Origin of the sequence: Streptomyces sp. NP-1717 (assembly GCF_022695985.1) — a bacterium.
Lineage (GTDB): Bacteria > Actinomycetota > Actinomycetes > Streptomycetales > Streptomycetaceae > Streptomyces.
Genome location: NZ_JAAPBF010000158.1, coordinates 1 through 16,560, shown reverse-complemented (window position 1 = coordinate 16,560; position 16,560 = coordinate 1). Strand labels below are relative to the sequence as shown.

Genomic DNA, 16,560 nt, shown 5'->3' with positions numbered 1-16,560 from the left:
TTCGGTTCGTGGGGCGTGTGCCCGGGGGAGGGGCCGTCAGTCGTGCGGGGGTTCGACCGGGGCGGCGGAGTGGCCGGTTCCGTACCCCTACCGAGCGGTGGGGTCACCCTCGGTGGCCGGTCCCGCGTACGACGCCCGTGAGCGGGCCCTGGCGCCGCCAGCCCAGCGACGTGTACAGACCCAGGCCGTCCCGGGTGGCGGCGAGGACGCCGGTGGCGGCTCCCGCTTCGGCGGCCGCCGTTTCGAGCGTACGCATCACCAGCCGGCCGAGTCCGCGCCTGCGGTGGTTCTCCCAGGTCTCGACCTGGTCGACGACCGCCGTCGCGCCGTGGTCCGCCCCGCCGTGGCCCGTCGCGGCGATCTGCCCACGGGCGGCGGGGGAGCCGTCGGGGGCCGTCACCCGCACGCGGAAGACACCGTCGCGCGTCTGCGTTCCCACGGTGTAGCCGGCCGGCGCGGGCGGCGGGGCGGAGCGGCGCAGCGCGTGGAACATCAGATGGCCGGGGTCGTCCGGCACCGTCCAGTCCGGTGTGATCCACTCGGCCACCCGCTCCGGCGGTGCGAGCACTTTCAGCCAGGCGCCGGGCTCGGTGACGGTCTCGCAGAGCTTCCTCACGGAGGGCTCGTCGGGCTCGGGAAGGACATGCCGGAACACATGGCCGGACAGCCCGACGTCGATGCGGTAGCCCCACGGCTCCACGACCGGCGGCGGTACCGAGCGGTTGACGGCCCATCCCGCGACCCAGGCGGAAGTAATGGTCATACTGTCCATGGGGTTATTACATCGCATGCTTCCACCGGTGCGCGAGTGCTTTCCGCCGGGGCGGGATCCGGGGTGCTCGCCGGGGTCGTGGGGGGCCGTACTCGGGCGGGCCCGGCCCGCGATCGCTCAGAGCGAACACCCTCCCCCGGTATCCGGGGAACAACGGCAGGCTCACAAGCATTGAGTCGGCATAGCTCAAGTTTTACTGCCGAAGGGGAGACCATGGCTGCCACGTCCACACCGCTCACCCTGCCCGTGCTGCCGCTCGACGACGAGGTCGTGCTGCCCGGGATGGTGGTGCCGCTGGACCTGTCCGACACCGAAGTACGTGCCGCCGTGGAGGCCGCCCAGGCGGCCGCGAACGACGGCTCCGACGGGGGAAAGCCCAAGGTGCTGCTCGTGCCGCGCCTCGACGGGGCATACGCGGGGACCGGCGTCCTCGGGACCGTAGAGCAGGTCGGCAGGCTCTCCGACGGCGACCCCGGCGCACTGATCCGCGGCAGGGGCCGCGTCAGGATCGGCGCCGGTACGACCGGGCCCGGCCGGGCCCTGTGGGTCGAGGGGCTGCGTGTCGAGGAGACCGTGCCCGACCCGCTGCCCGGGTCCGTCACCGAACTGATCAAGGAGTACAAGGCCCTCGCCACCGACTGGCTGAAGAAGCGCGGCGCCTGGCAGGTCGTGGACCGGGTCCAGCAGATCGACGACGTCTCGCAGCTCGCCGACAACGCCGGGTACTCGCCGTTCCTCAGCACGGCCCAGAAGGTCGAGCTGCTGGAGACGGCCGACCCGGTCGCCCGCCTGAAGACCGCGACCGACCAGCTCCGTGAGCACTTCGCCGAGCAGGACGTCGCGGAGTCCATCGCCAAGGACGTCCAGGAGGGCGTCGACAAGCAGCAGCGCGAGTTCCTGCTGCGGCGCCAGCTCGACGCCGTACGCAGGGAGCTGTCCGAGCTCAACGGCGACTCCGAGGACGAGTCCGGCGACTACCGGTCCCGCGTGGAGGCCGCCGACCTGCCCGAGCACGTCCGGGAGGCCGCGCTCAAGGAGGTCGACAAGCTGGAGCGGTCCAACGACCAGAGCCCTGAGGGCTCGTGGATCCGCACCTGGCTGGACACCGTCCTCGAACTGCCGTGGAACGAGCGGTCGAAGGACGCGTACGACATCCGGGGCGCCCAGCGTGTCCTCGACGCCGAGCACGCGGGCCTTCAGGACGTGAAGGAACGCATCACGGAGTACCTGGCCGTCCGCAAGCGGCGCGACGACCGCGGGCTCGGTGTGGTCGGAGGCCGCCGCGGCGGCGCCGTCCTCGCCCTCGTCGGCCCGCCCGGCGTCGGCAAGACCTCGCTCGGCGAGTCCGTCGCGCACGCCATGGGGCGCTCCTTCGTCCGTGTCGCGCTCGGCGGTGTCCGGGACGAGGCGGAGATCCGGGGCCACCGGCGTACGTACGTGGGCGCGCTTCCGGGCCGTATCGTCCGGGCGATCAAGGAGGCCGGCTCGATGAACCCGGTCGTCCTGCTCGACGAGATCGACAAGGTCGGCTCCGACTACCGGGGCGACCCGGCCGCCGCCCTCCTCGAAGTCCTCGACCCGGCGCAGAACCACACCTTCCGCGACCACTACCTGGAGGTCGAGCTCGACCTCTCCGACGTGGTCTTCCTCGCCACCGCGAACGTCCTGGAATCCATCCCTGAGGCGCTGCTCGACCGGATGGAGCTGGTGCGTCTCGACGGCTACACCGAGGACGAGAAGGTCGTCATCGCCCGCGACCACCTGCTGCCGAGGCAGCTGGAGCGGGCCGGTCTGGAGACCGGCGAGGTGACGCTGGAGGACGAGGCGCTGCGCAAGCTGGCGGGTGAGTACACCCGCGAGGCGGGCGTACGGAACCTCGAACGGTCCATCGCCAGACTGCTCCGCAAGGTCGCCGCACAGCACGAGCTGGGCGAGCGCGAACTGCCGTTCTCCGTGGGGGAGGGCGAGCTGCGCGGGCTGATCGGCCGGCCGCACCACGTGCCCGAGTCCGCCCAGGACCCGGCCGAGCGCCGCACTGCGGTGCCCGGTGTGGCCACCGGTCTCGCCGTCACCGGCGCGGGCGGGGACGTCCTCTTCGTGGAGGCGTCGCTGGCCGACCCGGAGACGGGCGGTTCAGGGCTCACCCTGACCGGACAGCTCGGCGACGTCATGAAGGAGTCCGCGCAGATCGCGCTCTCCTTCCTGCGCTCGCACGGCGCCGAACTGGAGCTGCCGGTGGCCGACCTGAAGGACCGGGGCGTGCACATCCACTTCCCGGCGGGCGCGGTGCCCAAGGACGGCCCCAGCGCGGGCATCACGATGACGACGGCGCTCGCCTCGCTGCTGAGCGGACGCCAGGCCCGTACGGATGTCGCCATGACCGGTGAGGTCTCGCTGACCGGACGGGTGTTGCCCATCGGCGGCCTGAAGCAGAAGCTGCTGGCCGCGCACCGGGCGGGCATCACCACGGTCGTGATCCCGAAGCGGAACGAGGCGGACCTGGACGACGTACCCGCCGAGATCCTGGACAAGCTGGAGGTCCACCCGGTGACGGACGTACGCCAGGTCCTGGAGATCGCGCTCTCGTCGGCGACGGCGACGGCGGCCACGGAGATCCCGGTCGCCGCGTAACGCGCGCGACGCGGCGCCGCGCGGTCGCGGCGGACGGGCCCCCGGCACTTCGGTGCCGGGGGCCCGTCCCGTGCGCCTGCGGCCCGGCCCGCCACCGCCGGTACAAACCTGCGAAATAATGTCGGAGCTGCGGCAATGGGCCTCGGAGACGGAACTCTTTCAGGATCGGGAAAGCGCGCGATGGGTGTGGTGGGTGCTGACGGGCACGGAGACGGTACGGCCAATGAACCCGAACCGGCAGGGAAAAGTGAGGTGGACCGCGAATTCCTGGCGCTGGAACGCGAGTTGGCGGTCTTTCTGCGACGCGCCAGAGCCAATTCCGGCGAAATGGCCCGCGAGGTCCACCCCGAACTCGAGCCCGCCGCCTACGGACTTCTCGTACGGCTGGAGGAGACCGGCCATCAGCGGGCGACCGATCTCGCCGTCTATTTCGGGGTCGGCAAGGCGACGATGAGCCGTCAACTGCACGCGCTGGAAGGGCTCGGACTCGTCACGCGCGAGCCCGACCCTGCCGACGGGCGCGCCTCGCTGGTCCGGCTCACCGCCGAGGGTGTCGCGCGCTTCCGCCGGGTGCGGGACGCGCGGCGGGAGCGGTACGTACGCAAGCTCGCCGACTGGGACCGGTCCGAGGTCGCCGAACTGGCGCGACTGCTGCACCAGTTGAACGCGCGCGCGGCGAGCTGAACCGGCCGCCGGGGCGGCGTGACACCCCCTGGGGGGTGTCCGCGAAGTAGCGCCGTCCGCCCGCAGGGCGGGGCCCGCGGTGGCTGGTGCGGTGCATCGCAGGGCGGAGGATCGGCGTGTGGTGGATGGACCGGGCGTACTCGGCCGAGTACGACAACGCGGCGGGGCGCCGTGCCAGGCGGGACTCTGCGGACAGGCCCTACGGCTCCACGTACACGACCGTCGCGTCGTCGTACGGCTTGCCGCGCCGGAAGGCCACCCCGTCAGGGTCGGCGGACTCCGCCGCCCGCACCCGGTCGATCAGCTCCTGCGGTCCGCTCTTCCTGACGAGCGCCAGACAGTCCGCCCAGTCGCCCTCCCGGAACACCTCGACCCAGCGCGCGGCGCCGTCGGTGAGCGCCACGGCGGTACGCACCTGGGAGGCCGGTGTCCGGCCCGTCACGGCCTTCGCCGCCACGTCCGGGTCGACAGCAGCGGTGAAGAAGCCGCCCTCCGCGTTGCGCAGGGCGTCCGTCGCGGCGGCCTGCCGGCGGACCGAGCGCGGGACGCGGTCCAGCCGGTCGTCCACGACGGCCCGCACCGCACCGTCCGGCGACTCCAGGAGGAGGGTGGAGTCCGAGAGGACGAGGTGCTCGACCGTGTCCGTGTCCCAGCGCACCATCACGACGGTTGCCTGGGGCGTACGGGGGTGAGAAAGGTCACACGTGTCACGGTGGGCGTCGGCCGTACGCCGGATCGACTCCGCGAGGGCGTCGGCGAGGGACATCTCCCGCCGGGAGGCGGACAGTTCGGTCAGCGCCCCGCCCAGCCGGGCGGTGAACCACGGGACGCCGTGCACACAGCCGTCACCGTCCGGCGGAGGCGTCACCCCGTCGAGCGCGATCAGCGTCCCGCCGCTGCCCGCAGAGGGCGCTGCCACGGCGGTCCAGTCCTCGTTCGGGCGGGGATGGCTGCCGGGGGCGGTGGCGATGTCGATGCGCATGGACCCCAGTCTGCCGGACCGGTGGGCCGCCCCCACCGGACGCCCCGGCCGCGCCGGCGGGTGTGCGGCCGCCGCCGCGCGGGCCCGCCGCTCCGCACGTCGTCGGAGCCACCGCGCCCACGATCGGAATGACCGGCTCCGCGCCGATGCGACCGGGCATCTTGCCAAAGCTCAGGCGTAACTTCCAACCGCCCCACCGCGCGCACCGGGACGCGCGCCCGCGCGAGTTGTTCGCCAACTCCTCCTTGATGTTCACTCGTTCAGGTGGCGGAGCAGCCGAAACGTGCCCCCTCCGAGAAACGCTGGAATGGTCGGAAGCCGTACCAGGGGTGGAGGGGTTGTCCGGTGTGACCGGACGTCACCTCTGCTTCATGGGCGGACGAGTCAAGAATGCGAGCACCGGTGCAGAAGAAGCGGCCTCGGGGCAAGGGCGGCACGCGCGGCGGGTCCCAGGGCTCGGCAGAGCCCCGTAAGGCGGGGACGGCCGGTTCCGCCGACGTCCCCGAGGTTCCGGCCGGGCGGCCCGTACGGGTACGCAGCCGGCTCGTCGCGGCGGTCGCCGTCGTCGGCGTCACCGTCGTGGCGGCGGGTTTGCCCGCGGTCCTCGCCACATCGGCCGAACTGACCGACGCCCAGCGCCTGGTCACCCTCGCCGAGCTGAACCGGCAGACCGCCGTCCTCGCCCACTCCCTCGCCGACGAGCGCGACGAGGTCGTCGTCCATATCGCCGGGGGTCGCGAGGACACCGGCACCGGCGACGGCGACAAGGACGAGGTGGACGGCGACGGGGCCGACGGCGCCCCCGGCGGCGACCCGGCCACCCGCGTCGACCGGCAGATCGACGAGATCGACGAGTCCGCCTCGCCGGAGCTGCGCAGGGACCTCTCCACCGTCCCGTCCATCCGCCGCACCGCCCTCACCGGCAAGGGCACCGCCCTGGAGGCGTACCAGGCGTACACGGACGTCATCGCCAAACTCCACGCGGTCGGCGACGAGGTCGCCGAGAAGACGCCTCCGGAGGCCGCCGACGGCACCCGTGCCCCCGCCGCGCTCGGCCGCGCCGCCGAGCAGGCGTCGGCCACCCGCGGCCTGCTGCTGGCCGCGCTCGCCGTCCCGGAGCCGAAGAGCTCCGCGCCGCGGTTCGACCCCGTCACCGGCCTCCCCGTCCAGCCCGACGACGGCGGGGACACCGCAGAGAGCGACCGCACCCGCGACGCGCTCAGCGCGGCGGCCCAGCAGGCCCGCGTCCATGAACTCGTCTCGCTCGCCGACTTCGACCAGTCGGCGGGCACCAAGGCCCGCGACTCCCTCGCCACGACCGTCACCGGACCCGAGGTGACGGCGGCGGAGAAGTACCTGACCCGCCTGACCGACAGCCCCGAACTCTCCGACAGCGACCGCGACGCCGACCAGGAGAAGGTCGAGGCGTCGCTGTCCAGCCGTATCGAGCAGATGCGCGGCGTCGAGTCGGGCATCGGTTCCAGCCAGCTCAAGCGGCTGGAGCAGCTCCGCGACGACGGGGTCACCTCGCTGGAGCTGGGCATCGCGCTCCTCGGCGGTCTGCTGATCGTCTCGATCGGCGTGTCCACCGCCATCGCCCGTACGCTCACCAGGCCGCTCGCCGTCGTCCGTATCGGAGCGGCCCGCCTGGCCGCCGAGCCGGCGACCGCGGAACCGGTCCGCTTCACCGGCCGCAACGACGAGTTCGGCCAGGTCGTACGGTCGCTCAACAGCCTGCACGCCAAGTTCCTCGACGTCTCCGCCCGCGTCGAGAAGCTCAACGCCGAGCGCACCGGACTGATCGGCGCCCGGCAGGCGATGGCCGACCAGCGCACCGAACTCCAGCAGCGGGCGGCCGACATCACCGAGCGGCTCGAAGGGCTGCGGCAGACCGTCCGCCACACCTTCGTCGACCTCTCGCTGCGCAACCTCGGTCTCGTGGAGCGCCAGCTCGGCGTCATCGAGAGCCTGGAGGAGCGCGAGCAGGACCCGGACCGGCTCGGCGTCCTCTTCCAGATCGACCACATGGCCACGGTCATGCGCCGGCACAGCGAGAACCTGCTGATGTTCGCCGGGCACGAGTACGGCGGGAGCTACGCCGGCCCCGTGCCGCTCGTCGACGTCCTGCGCGCGGCGGTCAGCGAGATCGAGAAGTACGAGCGGGTCACCATCCAGTCGCTGCCCCCGCACGCGCAGCTGGCCGGGTTCGCCGCCGACGACATCAGCCACCTCGTCGCCGAACTCCTGGAGAACGCCACGTCGTTCTCGCCGCCCGACGCGCGGGTCGAACTCTCGGGCTGGCTGCTGGAGAGCGGTGACGCGATGCTCTCCGTGCAGGACCGGGGCATCGGTATGTCGGCGGCGCGGATCGCCGAACTCAACGCGCGGCTGGCCGACCCGGGCGCGCACGAGTCGCCCGGGTCGGAGTCGAAGCCTAAGTCGAAGTCGAAAAAGCAGCCGGAGCCGGAGTCGGAGCAGCCGCGGAAGACGAAGCGGGGGAAGCGGCCCGCCGCCACCGACGGTGAAGGGGACGGGCTCGGTCTGCGCGTCGCCGCGCTGCTCGCCACACGCCACGGCGTGGAGATCACGCTGCGTGAGCACCAGCAGGGCGGCATCGCGGCCGTCGTCGTGCTGCCGCAGGCCCTGCTGCCCACGGCCCGGCCGACCGCCGCCCCGCACCGGGTGACGCCGGCGGGCGCGGCGCCGGTGCTCAATCTGCCGGGATCGGTGGCGGAGGCCAACTCCAACGTGCTGCCGGGCCGTTCGGACCGGGACGCGCCGGCGGCGGCGCCCGGGGAGCCGGCCGGGGACCCGTACGCCATCGGACCCGACGCGCACGAGCGGGTCGCCGACGCGGCGGACGACGCCACGGACGGGATCGCGGACGACGCCGCTGACGGGATCGCGGACGACGCCACCGACGTGGCCGACGTCCCGGCCGTCTCAGTCCCTGAGACGGAAGAGGCGAATCGGGCGGACGAGACAGGCGGGACGGACGAGACGGAGCAGCCCGCCGAGTCGTCAACGGAGCCGGTCACCGACGCCGTCACGGACGCCGTCACGGACAAGGGACTGCCCAAGCGCACCCCGAAAGCGGTCAAGCCGACCTCCACGACGGCCGATCGGACGGGTAGCGTCGACGCGGACGCGCTGCGCCGCAGGCTCGGTGGCTTTCACCGGGGAGCCAAGGCCGGCAAGCGCGACGCCGACGCCGAGCTCTTGGAGCAGACCGAAGTGCAGAAGCAGACCAGTTCAGTACCGCGGCAGAAGGAAGCGGCGGAAGGGGCCGACGCGCGTACGAATGAGACGGGGGAGACTGTCGAGGAGGCACGCAGTTGACGGCGACCGGCACATTCGGACTGAGTAGCGAAGCCCGCAATCTCCAGTGGCTGTTGACGAATCTCGTCGATGAGGTGCGGGGGGCACGCTCCGTCGCGGTCGTCTCGTCCGACGGGCTCCTGCTGCTCTCCTCGGACCCCGCGCAGCACGACGCGGCCGACAGCGCGGAGGGGAGCGAGAGCCCGCGCGGCTCCAGCGCCGACCTCGCCACCATCATCTCCGGCATCAGCAGCCTCACCCTCGGCGCCGCCGAACTCCTGGACACCGGCGGCGTCAAACACACGATGGTCGCCATGGCGGAGGGCACCGTCTTCGTCATGTCGATCAGCGACGGTTCGCTGCTCGGCCTGCACGCCGGCGCCGACTGCGACATGCACGTCGTCGCGTACCACATGACGATGTTCGTCGGGCGCGCCGGACACGTACTCACCCCCGAACTCCGCAGCGAACTGCGCAAGTCGATGGAGAGCGCCCAATGACATCGCTGTCGGCGTCGGTGTCGGGGCCGGGGGCGGCGTCTTCGTCCGGGCCCGTCCGGGGGCCGGGTGCCCGCGGGCTTCCGTCGCGCGGCACGGACCGCCGCGTCGGGCGCGTCCGCCCGTACTCCCTGACGGCCGGCAGGACGCGCTTCGGGCATGTGCTGCTGGTCGAGACGTTCGTCGCCGCGCTCGAAGCTCCCGAGGAGCGCAAGGAGTTGACGAACGGCGGCGGGCCCGCGTCACGCGTCATGCCGGAGATGCGCGCCATAGTCGAGCTGTGCCGGCGGATGCGGACCGTCGCCGAGATCTCGGCGCTGCTCAAGATTCCGCTTGGAGTCGTCCGGGTCCTGCTCAGCGATCTGGCCGACCAGGGAAAGATCCGGGTGTACGGGACCGGTCACGGCAGCGACCACCCGGACCGGGCGTTGCTGGAAAGGGTGCTGGGTGGACTCCGCCGTCTCTGACACGCCGGAGGTGTGGGACGCCTGGGAAGAAGCCCCGCACGCCTGGCAGTTGGACCGCACCAGAGCACCCATAGCGACCAAGATCGTGGTCGCCGGCGGCTTCGGTGTCGGCAAGACGACCTTCGTCGGATCGGTCTCCGAGGTCAGGCCGCTGCGTACCGAGGCCGTGATGACGAGCGCCGGTGAGTGGACCGACGATCTCACCGCCACCCCCGAGAAGACCACCACGACCGTCGCGATGGACTTCGGCCGCGTCACCCTCGACGACGATCTCGTGCTGTACGTCTTCGGCACCCCCGGCCAGCAGCGTTTCTGGTTCATGTGGGACGACCTGGTGCGCGGCGCGATCGGCGCCGTCGTCCTGGCCGACACCCGCCGGCTCGCAGACTGCTTCCCCGCGCTCGACTACTTCGAGGGCCGGGGACTGCCGTACGTGGTGGCCGTCAACCACTTCGAGGGCACGGAGTCGTTCGAGGTCCGGGACGTCCGGGAGGCGCTGTCGGTACCGGCGCGCGTACCCGTGACGGTCATGGACGCGCGCAAACGGATCACGGTCGTCGAATCGCTGCTGACCCTGGTGGGCCACGCCGTCGAAGCGGTGGACGAGCAGGACACGACCTGACACGCGGCGGGCAGCGGCAACTGCCGGCAGCGGGAGCGACAACCAACAGGAAGCGGACAAACGGAGAACCCGCCATGCGGAAGATACTCGTCGTCGGAGCCGGTCAGTCCGGCCTCCAGCTCGCCCTCGGACTTCAGTCGCACGGCTACGAGATCACTCTGATGTCCAATCGCACGGCGGACGAGATCCGGTGCGGCCGGGTCATGTCGACGCAGTGCATGTTCCACACCGCCCTCCAGCACGAGCGCGATCTCCAGCTCGGCTTCTGGGAGTCCCAGGCCCCGCGTGTCGAAGGGCTCGGCGTCTCGGTCGCCGCGCCCGACTCCTCCCGCCCGGTCGACTGGGTGGGCATGCTGGACGGGATCGCCCAGTCCGTCGACCAGCGGGTCAAGATGGCCGGCTGGATGGAGACGTTCGCCCAGCGCGGCGGCCAACTCGTCATCCACGGCGCGGCCGTGTCGGATCTCGACTACTTCTCGCGCGCCTACGACCTCGTCCTCGTCTCGGCCGGCAAGGGCGAACTGGTCGCCATGTTCGCCAGGGACGCCTCCCGCTCCCCGTACGGCACGCCCCAGCGGGCGCTCTCCGTCGCGTACGTCCACGGTCTGGGCCCGCGCCCCGAACACCCGGAGTTCGACGCCGTGCGCTGCAACCTCGTGCCCGGCGTCGGCGAGCTGTTCGTGATGCCGACGCTGACCTTCACCGGCCGCGCGGACATCCTGTTCTGGGAAGGCGTACCGGGCGGACCGGTCGACGTCTTCGAGGGCATCAGGGACCCCGGCGACCATCTGTCGCTGACGCTGGAGCTGATGGAGCGTTACACACCCTGGGAGTACTCCCGCGCCACCAAGGTCGAACTGACCGACGCGAACGCCACGTTGGCCGGCCGCTACACGCCCACGGTCCGCCACCCCATCGGACGGCTGCCGGGCGGCGGGCTCGTCCTCGGGGTCGCCGACGTCGTCGTCGCGAACGATCCCGTCACCGGCCAGGGTTCCAACTCCGCCTCGAAGTGCGCCGCTTCGTATCTGGAATCGATCCTGGCGCACGGCGACCGGGAGTTCGACGAGGCGTGGATGCAGGCCACGTTCGACCGGCACTGGGAGAGCGCGCGGCACGCCACGAAGTGGACGAACGCGATGCTCGCCCCGCCGCCGGAGCATGTCCTGAGGATGTTCGGGGCGGCGTCCCGGCTCCAGCCCGTCGCCGACCGGTTCGCGAACGGCTTCGACGATCCCTCGGACTTCGAGAACTTCTTCTACGACGCCGAGAGGACCGACGCGTATCTCGCGGCGGTCGGCGAGTCCTCGGCCGACTGAGCGCCCCTGCCGAGGAGTTCAGCTCGCGGGCGCCGACTGCGAGTCGTTGCCCGTGTCGTCGCCCGCGGTGGCGCCCGGCGGCAGCTCCGGCGGCACGTACGACGCCGCGTCGAGCGAATCGGCGTCCGGGTCCGGCCGTACGGCGCCGAGCAGCGGGTTCGACGCGAGGGGGGAGACCTTGACCCGGGCCCCCGGACGCGGGGCGTGCACCACCTTCCCGCCACCGAGGTACATCGCCACATGCGTGGCCTTCGGGAAGTACACCACCAGATCACCCGGGCGCAGCTCGCTCAGCTCCACCCTCGTGAGCTCGGCCCACTGCTCCTGGCTCGTACGGGGCACGCCCACCCCGGCGCGCGTCCAGGCCCGCGAGGTCAGCCCCGAGCAGTCGTACGCGTCCGGCCCCTCCGCGCCCCACAGGTACGGCTTGCCGATCTGTTCGACGGCGTACGTCAGCGCCTCCTCGCCCGCGGCCGACGGCGCCCGGGTGCTCCCGCCGGGGCCCATGCCCCCCTCGGCCGCCTCACCGAGCGCGCCGGAGGTGATCAGCTTCTCCTGCGCCTCGTCCGTGTCGGCGTCCTCGCGTTCGGCGATCGCGGCGATCTGTTCGGTGGTGAGCGAGGCGAGCATCTTCTCGACGTCCGTCAGCTTCGCCCTGACCGTGTCGCGCCGCTTCCGCTGTTCCGCGGCGAGCGCATTCTGCTCGTCCAGCGCCTTCCGGGACTGCGCGGCGAGGGCGTCGGCCTGCTTCTCCCCGTTCGTCAGCCGCGCGATGGTCGACAGCCGTTCGCGCTGCGCGCGGTCCATCAGATGCTTCTGGTCGAGGGCGCGTTGAGGGTCGTCGGTGAGCAGGAGCTGGACGTAGGAGGAGAGTTCCGAGGTGCCCCGGTACTGCTGGCGGGCCAGCTGTCCCGCCTGGGCGCGGCCGCGGACCAGCGCCGCGCGGGCGTCGCTGAGACCGGCGCCGACCTTCTTCGCCCGGGCCCGCTGCGCGGTGAGCTTCACCTCGGTGGCGTTGTACGCCTCGGTGGCCTCCTCGGCCTGCTGGTACAGCTTCCGCATCTCGGTGAGCAGTTCGGAGACACCGCGCGGCGTGCCGTCTCCGAGGGAGGCGCTCCCGGCGGTCTCGGGGGCTCCCTCGGAGACATCGCCGGAGACATCGCCGGACACGTCACCGGAGTCGTCTTCGGGGGCGGTGACGGGAGGGGGTTCGGCGCCGGCCGGCGCCGCGCACGGCACCGCCGCGAGGACGGCGAGCGCCGCCGTACAGACGGACCGCAGAAGCCTGCCCGACACACCATCACCTCCGTTTGCGGGACGGTCCGTCCGGCCCCAAGGCGATGATGCGGCGTCCCTTGTGCCGCTCTCGTATGCTCAGCCCACAATTGGGCGATACGGCGGCATGCCGTCACCCCCGGCGGGCCGATGCGACGGCCCCCGGCGCGGCGGCTTGTGCGGACCGGGCCCCGCGGGCGTCCCGGACCTCCCGGGTCAGTCGACCGGCAGCGCGTAGAAGGTGCCTCCGCGCCGGATCACCGCGGTCCTCCCGGCCATCAGGGGCTGGTACGCGGGCGCCGCCACGGCCGCGCCGTCGGCGGCGGGGGAGGGCGCGGGCCCGCCCGCGTTCTGGAACTTCCAGAGCCGCCTGCCGTCCTTCGCCCCGAACGCGGTCACCTGGAGCCCGTCGGCGGACAGCACCGTCCGGCCGCTCTCGCTCAGCGTGATCCGGGGGACACCGTTCCAGGCCGGGCCCTCGGTCGTGCCCTTCCAGCGCTCCGCACCGGACTCGGGGTCGATCGCGTACACCTCCTGGTAGCGGTTGGCGATGTACAGCGTGGAGCCGAGGAGCGTTCCGGTGCCGAAGGCGAAGGAGTTCTCGCCGGGCAGCCTGGGCGCGCCGGACCTGCGCCACAACTGCTTGGCGTCGGCGGTGTCGTACGCGTAGAGCTGGTCGGCCGCCGCCGCGAACAGCCGGCCCTTCGCGTCGCCCGCCGAACCACCCGTGGGCGGCACCGCGCCGAACGACTTCGACCAGGTCAGCTTGCCGTCGGCGCGGCCGAAGCAGTGGTAGACCGACCTGCCCTTGCCCGCCTTGACCTGAGCCGGCAGCAGCGACTTGGCGTCCTGGCGCACCACGATGTCCGCCTCGCGCACGGCGATCAGCTGGTACACGGGGGTCAACGGGGCGCGGCCGTTGGAGATCGCGGAGCGCCACAGCTCCTTACGGGTCGTCAGATCGAAGGCGAAGAGATGGGTGCGGACCGTGGCCGTCTTCCCCGTACCCTCCCGGTGCGATCCGGTGAACCAGACCTGGCCGTCACTGGTCCCGGCGATGCCCGCGACGGTGAGCCCCGGCGCGTCGGCGACGCCGTCCGCGTAGTCGATCCGGTGCCTGACCTCGCCCGAGGCGGCCGAGAACCAGAGCAGGCCGGTCGTCCCGGCGGCGAAGACGAGTCCGCCGGAGGCGGGCAGCGCCTGGTGGAGGGCCGCGGCACCGGCGTTCCGCCACAGCCGCTTGCCGGTGCGCACGTCCACACCGGTCGCCTCCGACTCCGTGGTCAGGACGAGGGTCCGGCCGCCGATGACGGCGCAGTTCAGGACCTCGTCGGCCGCCACCTTCTGTTCGTACGCCCACAGCGCCTCGGGCGGCAGTCCCGTGAGGCCCTTGCGGGTGTCCTTGCCGGGCTTGCCGTCGGTGTCGCCGGACGGCTCGTCGTCCGCCAGCGCGAGAACGCCACCGCCGCCGATCACCAGACCGGCCGCGCCGGCGGCCAGGCCTGTGATGAGCGCGCGCCGTCCGAGGGGCTGCGCGAGCGGTCCGCGCCGCAGCGCGGCCAGCCGGCCCGAACCGGACCCTGTGCCGGCGGCCGGGACGGGAGCCGGCGTCGGCCCCGGCGGCAGCGCGGGCGGTCCCGGCGGCCCCGCCGGTCCCTGCGGGAGCGGCTGGGACTGCTGCGGCACCGGGGCGGCGGCCGGGGGCAGCGGCAGCGCCGTCGGCTCGGGCCGGGCACGGGGCACCGACAGGGCGGCGGTCGGCCGGTCGACGACACCGCTCTCACTGCCGGAAGCCGTCCGGGGACGGCCGATGCGGGTGGTGCGGCCGTCGGGCTCGGGAACGGCGTCGGCCGGCGCCCCGGGAACGGCGTCCGCCGGCCCCTCCGGCGTCCGGTCCCGCGCCACCCTGTCCGCCGGGCTCTCCAGAGGGGCGTGCAGGGCGTCGACCCGGGCGGCCTGTTCGGCGATCGAGGCCGACAGCACGTCCGGCAGCCAGCCGCCCGGCACCGCGGTCGCCGCGGCCGCGGCGCCCTCCAGCGCCAGCTCCGCGGCGACGGCCCCGGCCGTCGGCCGCCCGCCCGGCTCCTTCGCCAGACAGCGCGCGACGACCGGCCGCAACTCCTGCGGCACACCGTCGAGTTCGGCCGCCCCGTGCGCGATGCGTTCGGCCGCCGCGTCGGGCGGCCCCTCGGCGAGAGGCGTCGTACCGGTGGCCGCGTACGCGAGCAGCAGACCCAGTACGAAGATGTCGGACGGCGGCCCCGGCACCTCGCCGTCCAGCTGCTCCGGGGTCAGATATCCCAGCCGTACGGACAGCCGCCCGCCCTCGGCCGCCTCCGCCGAGGCCGCCGCGCCCAGTGCCCCGAAGGCGGTGAGGCGCGGCCCGTCGGCGGCGAGGGTCACGGTGTCGGGCGTGAGCCCGTGCAGCACGGCGCCGGTCGCGTGGACCCGCGACAGCGTCTCGGCGAGCGCGGCGCCCAGTATCCGCACGGCCCGCTCGGGCAGCGGACCGGCGACGGCGACGGCCTCGCCGAGGGTGAGCGCGGGGATGTAGTCGCTCGCCGTCCAGAGCAGGTCCGTCCCGGCCGCGTCCGTACGGGCGTCGAGCAGCGGCTGCACCCACCCGCCGGCCAGCCGCTCGGCGGTGCGTGCCTCGGCCTGGAAGCGCCGCTGGAAGGCGGGCAGGGCGGCGAGGGCCGGGCGGGCGACGGAGACGACGGCGGTGGCGCCGTTGGGGCCGTACGCCAGATAGCGCACGGCGCTCGCCGACTCCCGGTGCCGCGCCAGCACGGTGTAAGGGCCGACAAGGCGTGGGTCGTCGTGCCGCAGCGGTTCCATCACGCGAAAAGCCCCCTGGTCGCTCTGCCGGGAGGTCGTCTCCGGCCTGGTCGATCCTAGATGGTGCCCGACAAATCGCGCCTGCCGCGCGATATGTGACCGTGTGTGGCCAACGAGTTCGCGATCCTGCCCCGAACCGCCGAACGCTCAGCCGCGGCCGGGCTTGGACCAGGGCCACTTCAGCGTGCGCCGCTCGCGCCCTTCGGGGACGTACTCGTACTTCCAGCCGCGCTGGATCCCGAGCCGCTTGGTGTACCCGGCGGGCACACGCCGGTACGCGAACACGGTGGGCGGCCCGCCGCCGGCGTCCGGCACGGGCACCTCGTACCACTTCGGCGGCTGCCCGGTCGGCCCGGTCAGCACGGGCAGTACGCGACCGTCGAGCGGCCCACCGACAAAGACGGTCTCTTCGCTTCTCACGCCGCCAGTGTCGCGCAGTGCCCTGCCGGGGCGGACGCCGGTCACCCCCGCGGCGTACGGCCGCGTCCCTGTCGCGCGTCCCCGTTCCACCTCCGCGACCAGCGGCTTAGCGCTCCGCGCTGAGCTGTTCGACGGAACACGGCTCCGCGCCCCGGCGCGCCGCTTGACGGTGTGTCTGCCTTTCATGAAGGCCACGGCCCGGTTTCCGAGCGGGTGGCAGAAGCCCGCACCGTGCCAAGGAAGCGGAGATCCCCACCATGCGCCCTGTTCGCATCCTCACCACCGCTGCCCTGTCCTCCCTGGCCCTGGGCATGGGTGCGGCGACGGTCCATGCCGACACCCAGCCGATCCTCACGGTCAGCCCGAACCCGGCGACCGCGGGCTCCTCGGTCTCGCTCGCGCTCAAGGGCGGCTGCGACGCCAGCACGGTGACCGCCTCGTCCGGGGCCTTCACGGGCTCGGTCGTGCTGACCGCGGGCTCGAACGGCACGTACCGGGGCACCGGCACCGTCCGCCGTGACGCCCGCGCGGGCAGCCACACCATCTCGATCGCCTGCCCGAACGGCAGCCCCTCCTCGTTCACCTTCACGGTCCGCGCCGCGTCGAGCCCCAGCCCGAGCCCGAATCCGTCCATGGGTGCCCGAGGTGGTCTGGGCGGCAGCGTCACGGAGATGGACAGCACGAAGATCTGGGCGGGCGCGGCGCTGGTGACGGTGGCGGCAGCGGGGACCACGC

Annotated in this window: 13 protein-coding genes; 8 read left to right on the top strand and 5 right to left on the bottom strand. The window is 72.9% G+C overall.

The window, feature by feature from the left end:
• Positions 1-103: 103 nt before the first annotated feature.
• Positions 104-772 (bottom strand): GNAT family N-acetyltransferase, encoded by a 669-nt coding sequence (locus GXP76_RS25545; protein ID WP_242573945.1) that lies wholly within the window; start codon positions 770-772, stop codon positions 104-106.
• Between the two features lie 213 nt (positions 773-985).
• Here GXP76_RS25545 and lon point away from each other — a divergent pair, with 213 nt between their 5' ends.
• Complete coding sequence (gene lon, locus GXP76_RS25540; protein WP_242573944.1) at positions 986-3,403, top strand: endopeptidase La; 2,418 nt, start codon at positions 986-988, stop codon at positions 3,401-3,403.
• A gap of 180 nt (positions 3,404-3,583) precedes the next feature.
• Entirely contained in the window at positions 3,584-4,087 is a 504-nt protein-coding gene (locus GXP76_RS25535; RefSeq protein WP_242573943.1) for a MarR family winged helix-turn-helix transcriptional regulator, read from the top strand.
• A gap of 199 nt (positions 4,088-4,286) precedes the next feature.
• Here the strand turns inward: GXP76_RS25535 and GXP76_RS25530 are convergent, their stop codons facing one another.
• Positions 4,287-5,069 carry a protein phosphatase 2C domain-containing protein gene (locus GXP76_RS25530; RefSeq protein WP_242573942.1) on the bottom strand — a complete coding sequence of 261 codons (783 nt, stop codon included), beginning with the start codon at positions 5,067-5,069 and terminating at the stop codon, positions 4,287-4,289.
• A 402-nt stretch (positions 5,070-5,471) separates the two neighbouring features.
• Between GXP76_RS25530 and GXP76_RS25525 the strand changes: the two genes are divergently transcribed.
• The 5 genes from GXP76_RS25525 to GXP76_RS25505 all read left to right on the top strand — a co-directional run bounded on the left by GXP76_RS25525 (position 5,472) and on the right by GXP76_RS25505 (position 11,292).
• Positions 5,472-8,408, top strand: a complete 2,937-nt coding sequence (locus GXP76_RS25525; RefSeq protein WP_374362519.1) for a nitrate- and nitrite sensing domain-containing protein — start codon at positions 5,472-5,474, stop codon at positions 8,406-8,408.
• Complete coding sequence (locus GXP76_RS25520; protein ID WP_242573940.1) at positions 8,405-8,887, top strand: roadblock/LC7 domain-containing protein; 483 nt, start codon at positions 8,405-8,407, stop codon at positions 8,885-8,887. The genes GXP76_RS25525 and GXP76_RS25520 overlap by 4 nt, the downstream gene beginning before the upstream one ends.
• The gene (locus GXP76_RS25515) at positions 8,884-9,351 is read left to right on the top strand and encodes a DUF742 domain-containing protein (RefSeq protein WP_242573939.1); all 468 of its coding nucleotides are present in this window, start codon (positions 8,884-8,886) and stop codon (positions 9,349-9,351) included. The genes GXP76_RS25520 and GXP76_RS25515 overlap by 4 nt, the downstream gene beginning before the upstream one ends.
• Positions 9,332-9,973 carry an ATP/GTP-binding protein gene (locus GXP76_RS25510; protein ID WP_374362510.1) on the top strand — a complete coding sequence of 214 codons (642 nt, stop codon included), beginning with the start codon at positions 9,332-9,334 and terminating at the stop codon, positions 9,971-9,973. The genes GXP76_RS25515 and GXP76_RS25510 overlap by 20 nt, the downstream gene beginning before the upstream one ends.
• A 74-nt stretch (positions 9,974-10,047) precedes the next feature.
• Positions 10,048-11,292: a styrene monooxygenase/indole monooxygenase family protein gene (locus tag GXP76_RS25505; protein ID WP_242573938.1), complete on the top strand. Its 1,245-nt coding sequence runs from the start codon at positions 10,048-10,050 to the stop codon at positions 11,290-11,292.
• 18 nt (positions 11,293-11,310) lie between these two features.
• Here the strand turns inward: GXP76_RS25505 and GXP76_RS25500 are convergent, their stop codons facing one another.
• The 3 genes from GXP76_RS25500 to GXP76_RS25490 form a co-directional block, all read right to left on the bottom strand.
• Positions 11,311-12,588, bottom strand: coding sequence for a C40 family peptidase (locus tag GXP76_RS25500; protein WP_242573937.1), 1,278 nt, complete (start codon positions 12,586-12,588; stop codon positions 11,311-11,313).
• Between the two features lie 195 nt (positions 12,589-12,783).
• Positions 12,784-15,405 carry a PQQ-binding-like beta-propeller repeat protein gene (locus GXP76_RS25495; RefSeq protein WP_242573946.1) on the bottom strand — a complete coding sequence of 874 codons (2,622 nt, stop codon included), beginning with the start codon at positions 15,403-15,405 and terminating at the stop codon, positions 12,784-12,786.
• Between the two features lie 147 nt (positions 15,406-15,552).
• Positions 15,553-15,825 carry a hypothetical protein gene (locus tag GXP76_RS25490; RefSeq protein WP_242573936.1) on the bottom strand — a complete coding sequence of 91 codons (273 nt, stop codon included), beginning with the start codon at positions 15,823-15,825 and terminating at the stop codon, positions 15,553-15,555.
• 257 nt (positions 15,826-16,082) lie between these two features.
• Between GXP76_RS25490 and GXP76_RS25485 the strand changes: the two genes are divergently transcribed.
• The coding region (locus GXP76_RS25485) for a hypothetical protein (RefSeq protein ID WP_242573935.1) at positions 16,083-16,560 on the top strand (478 nt) is incomplete at its 3' end.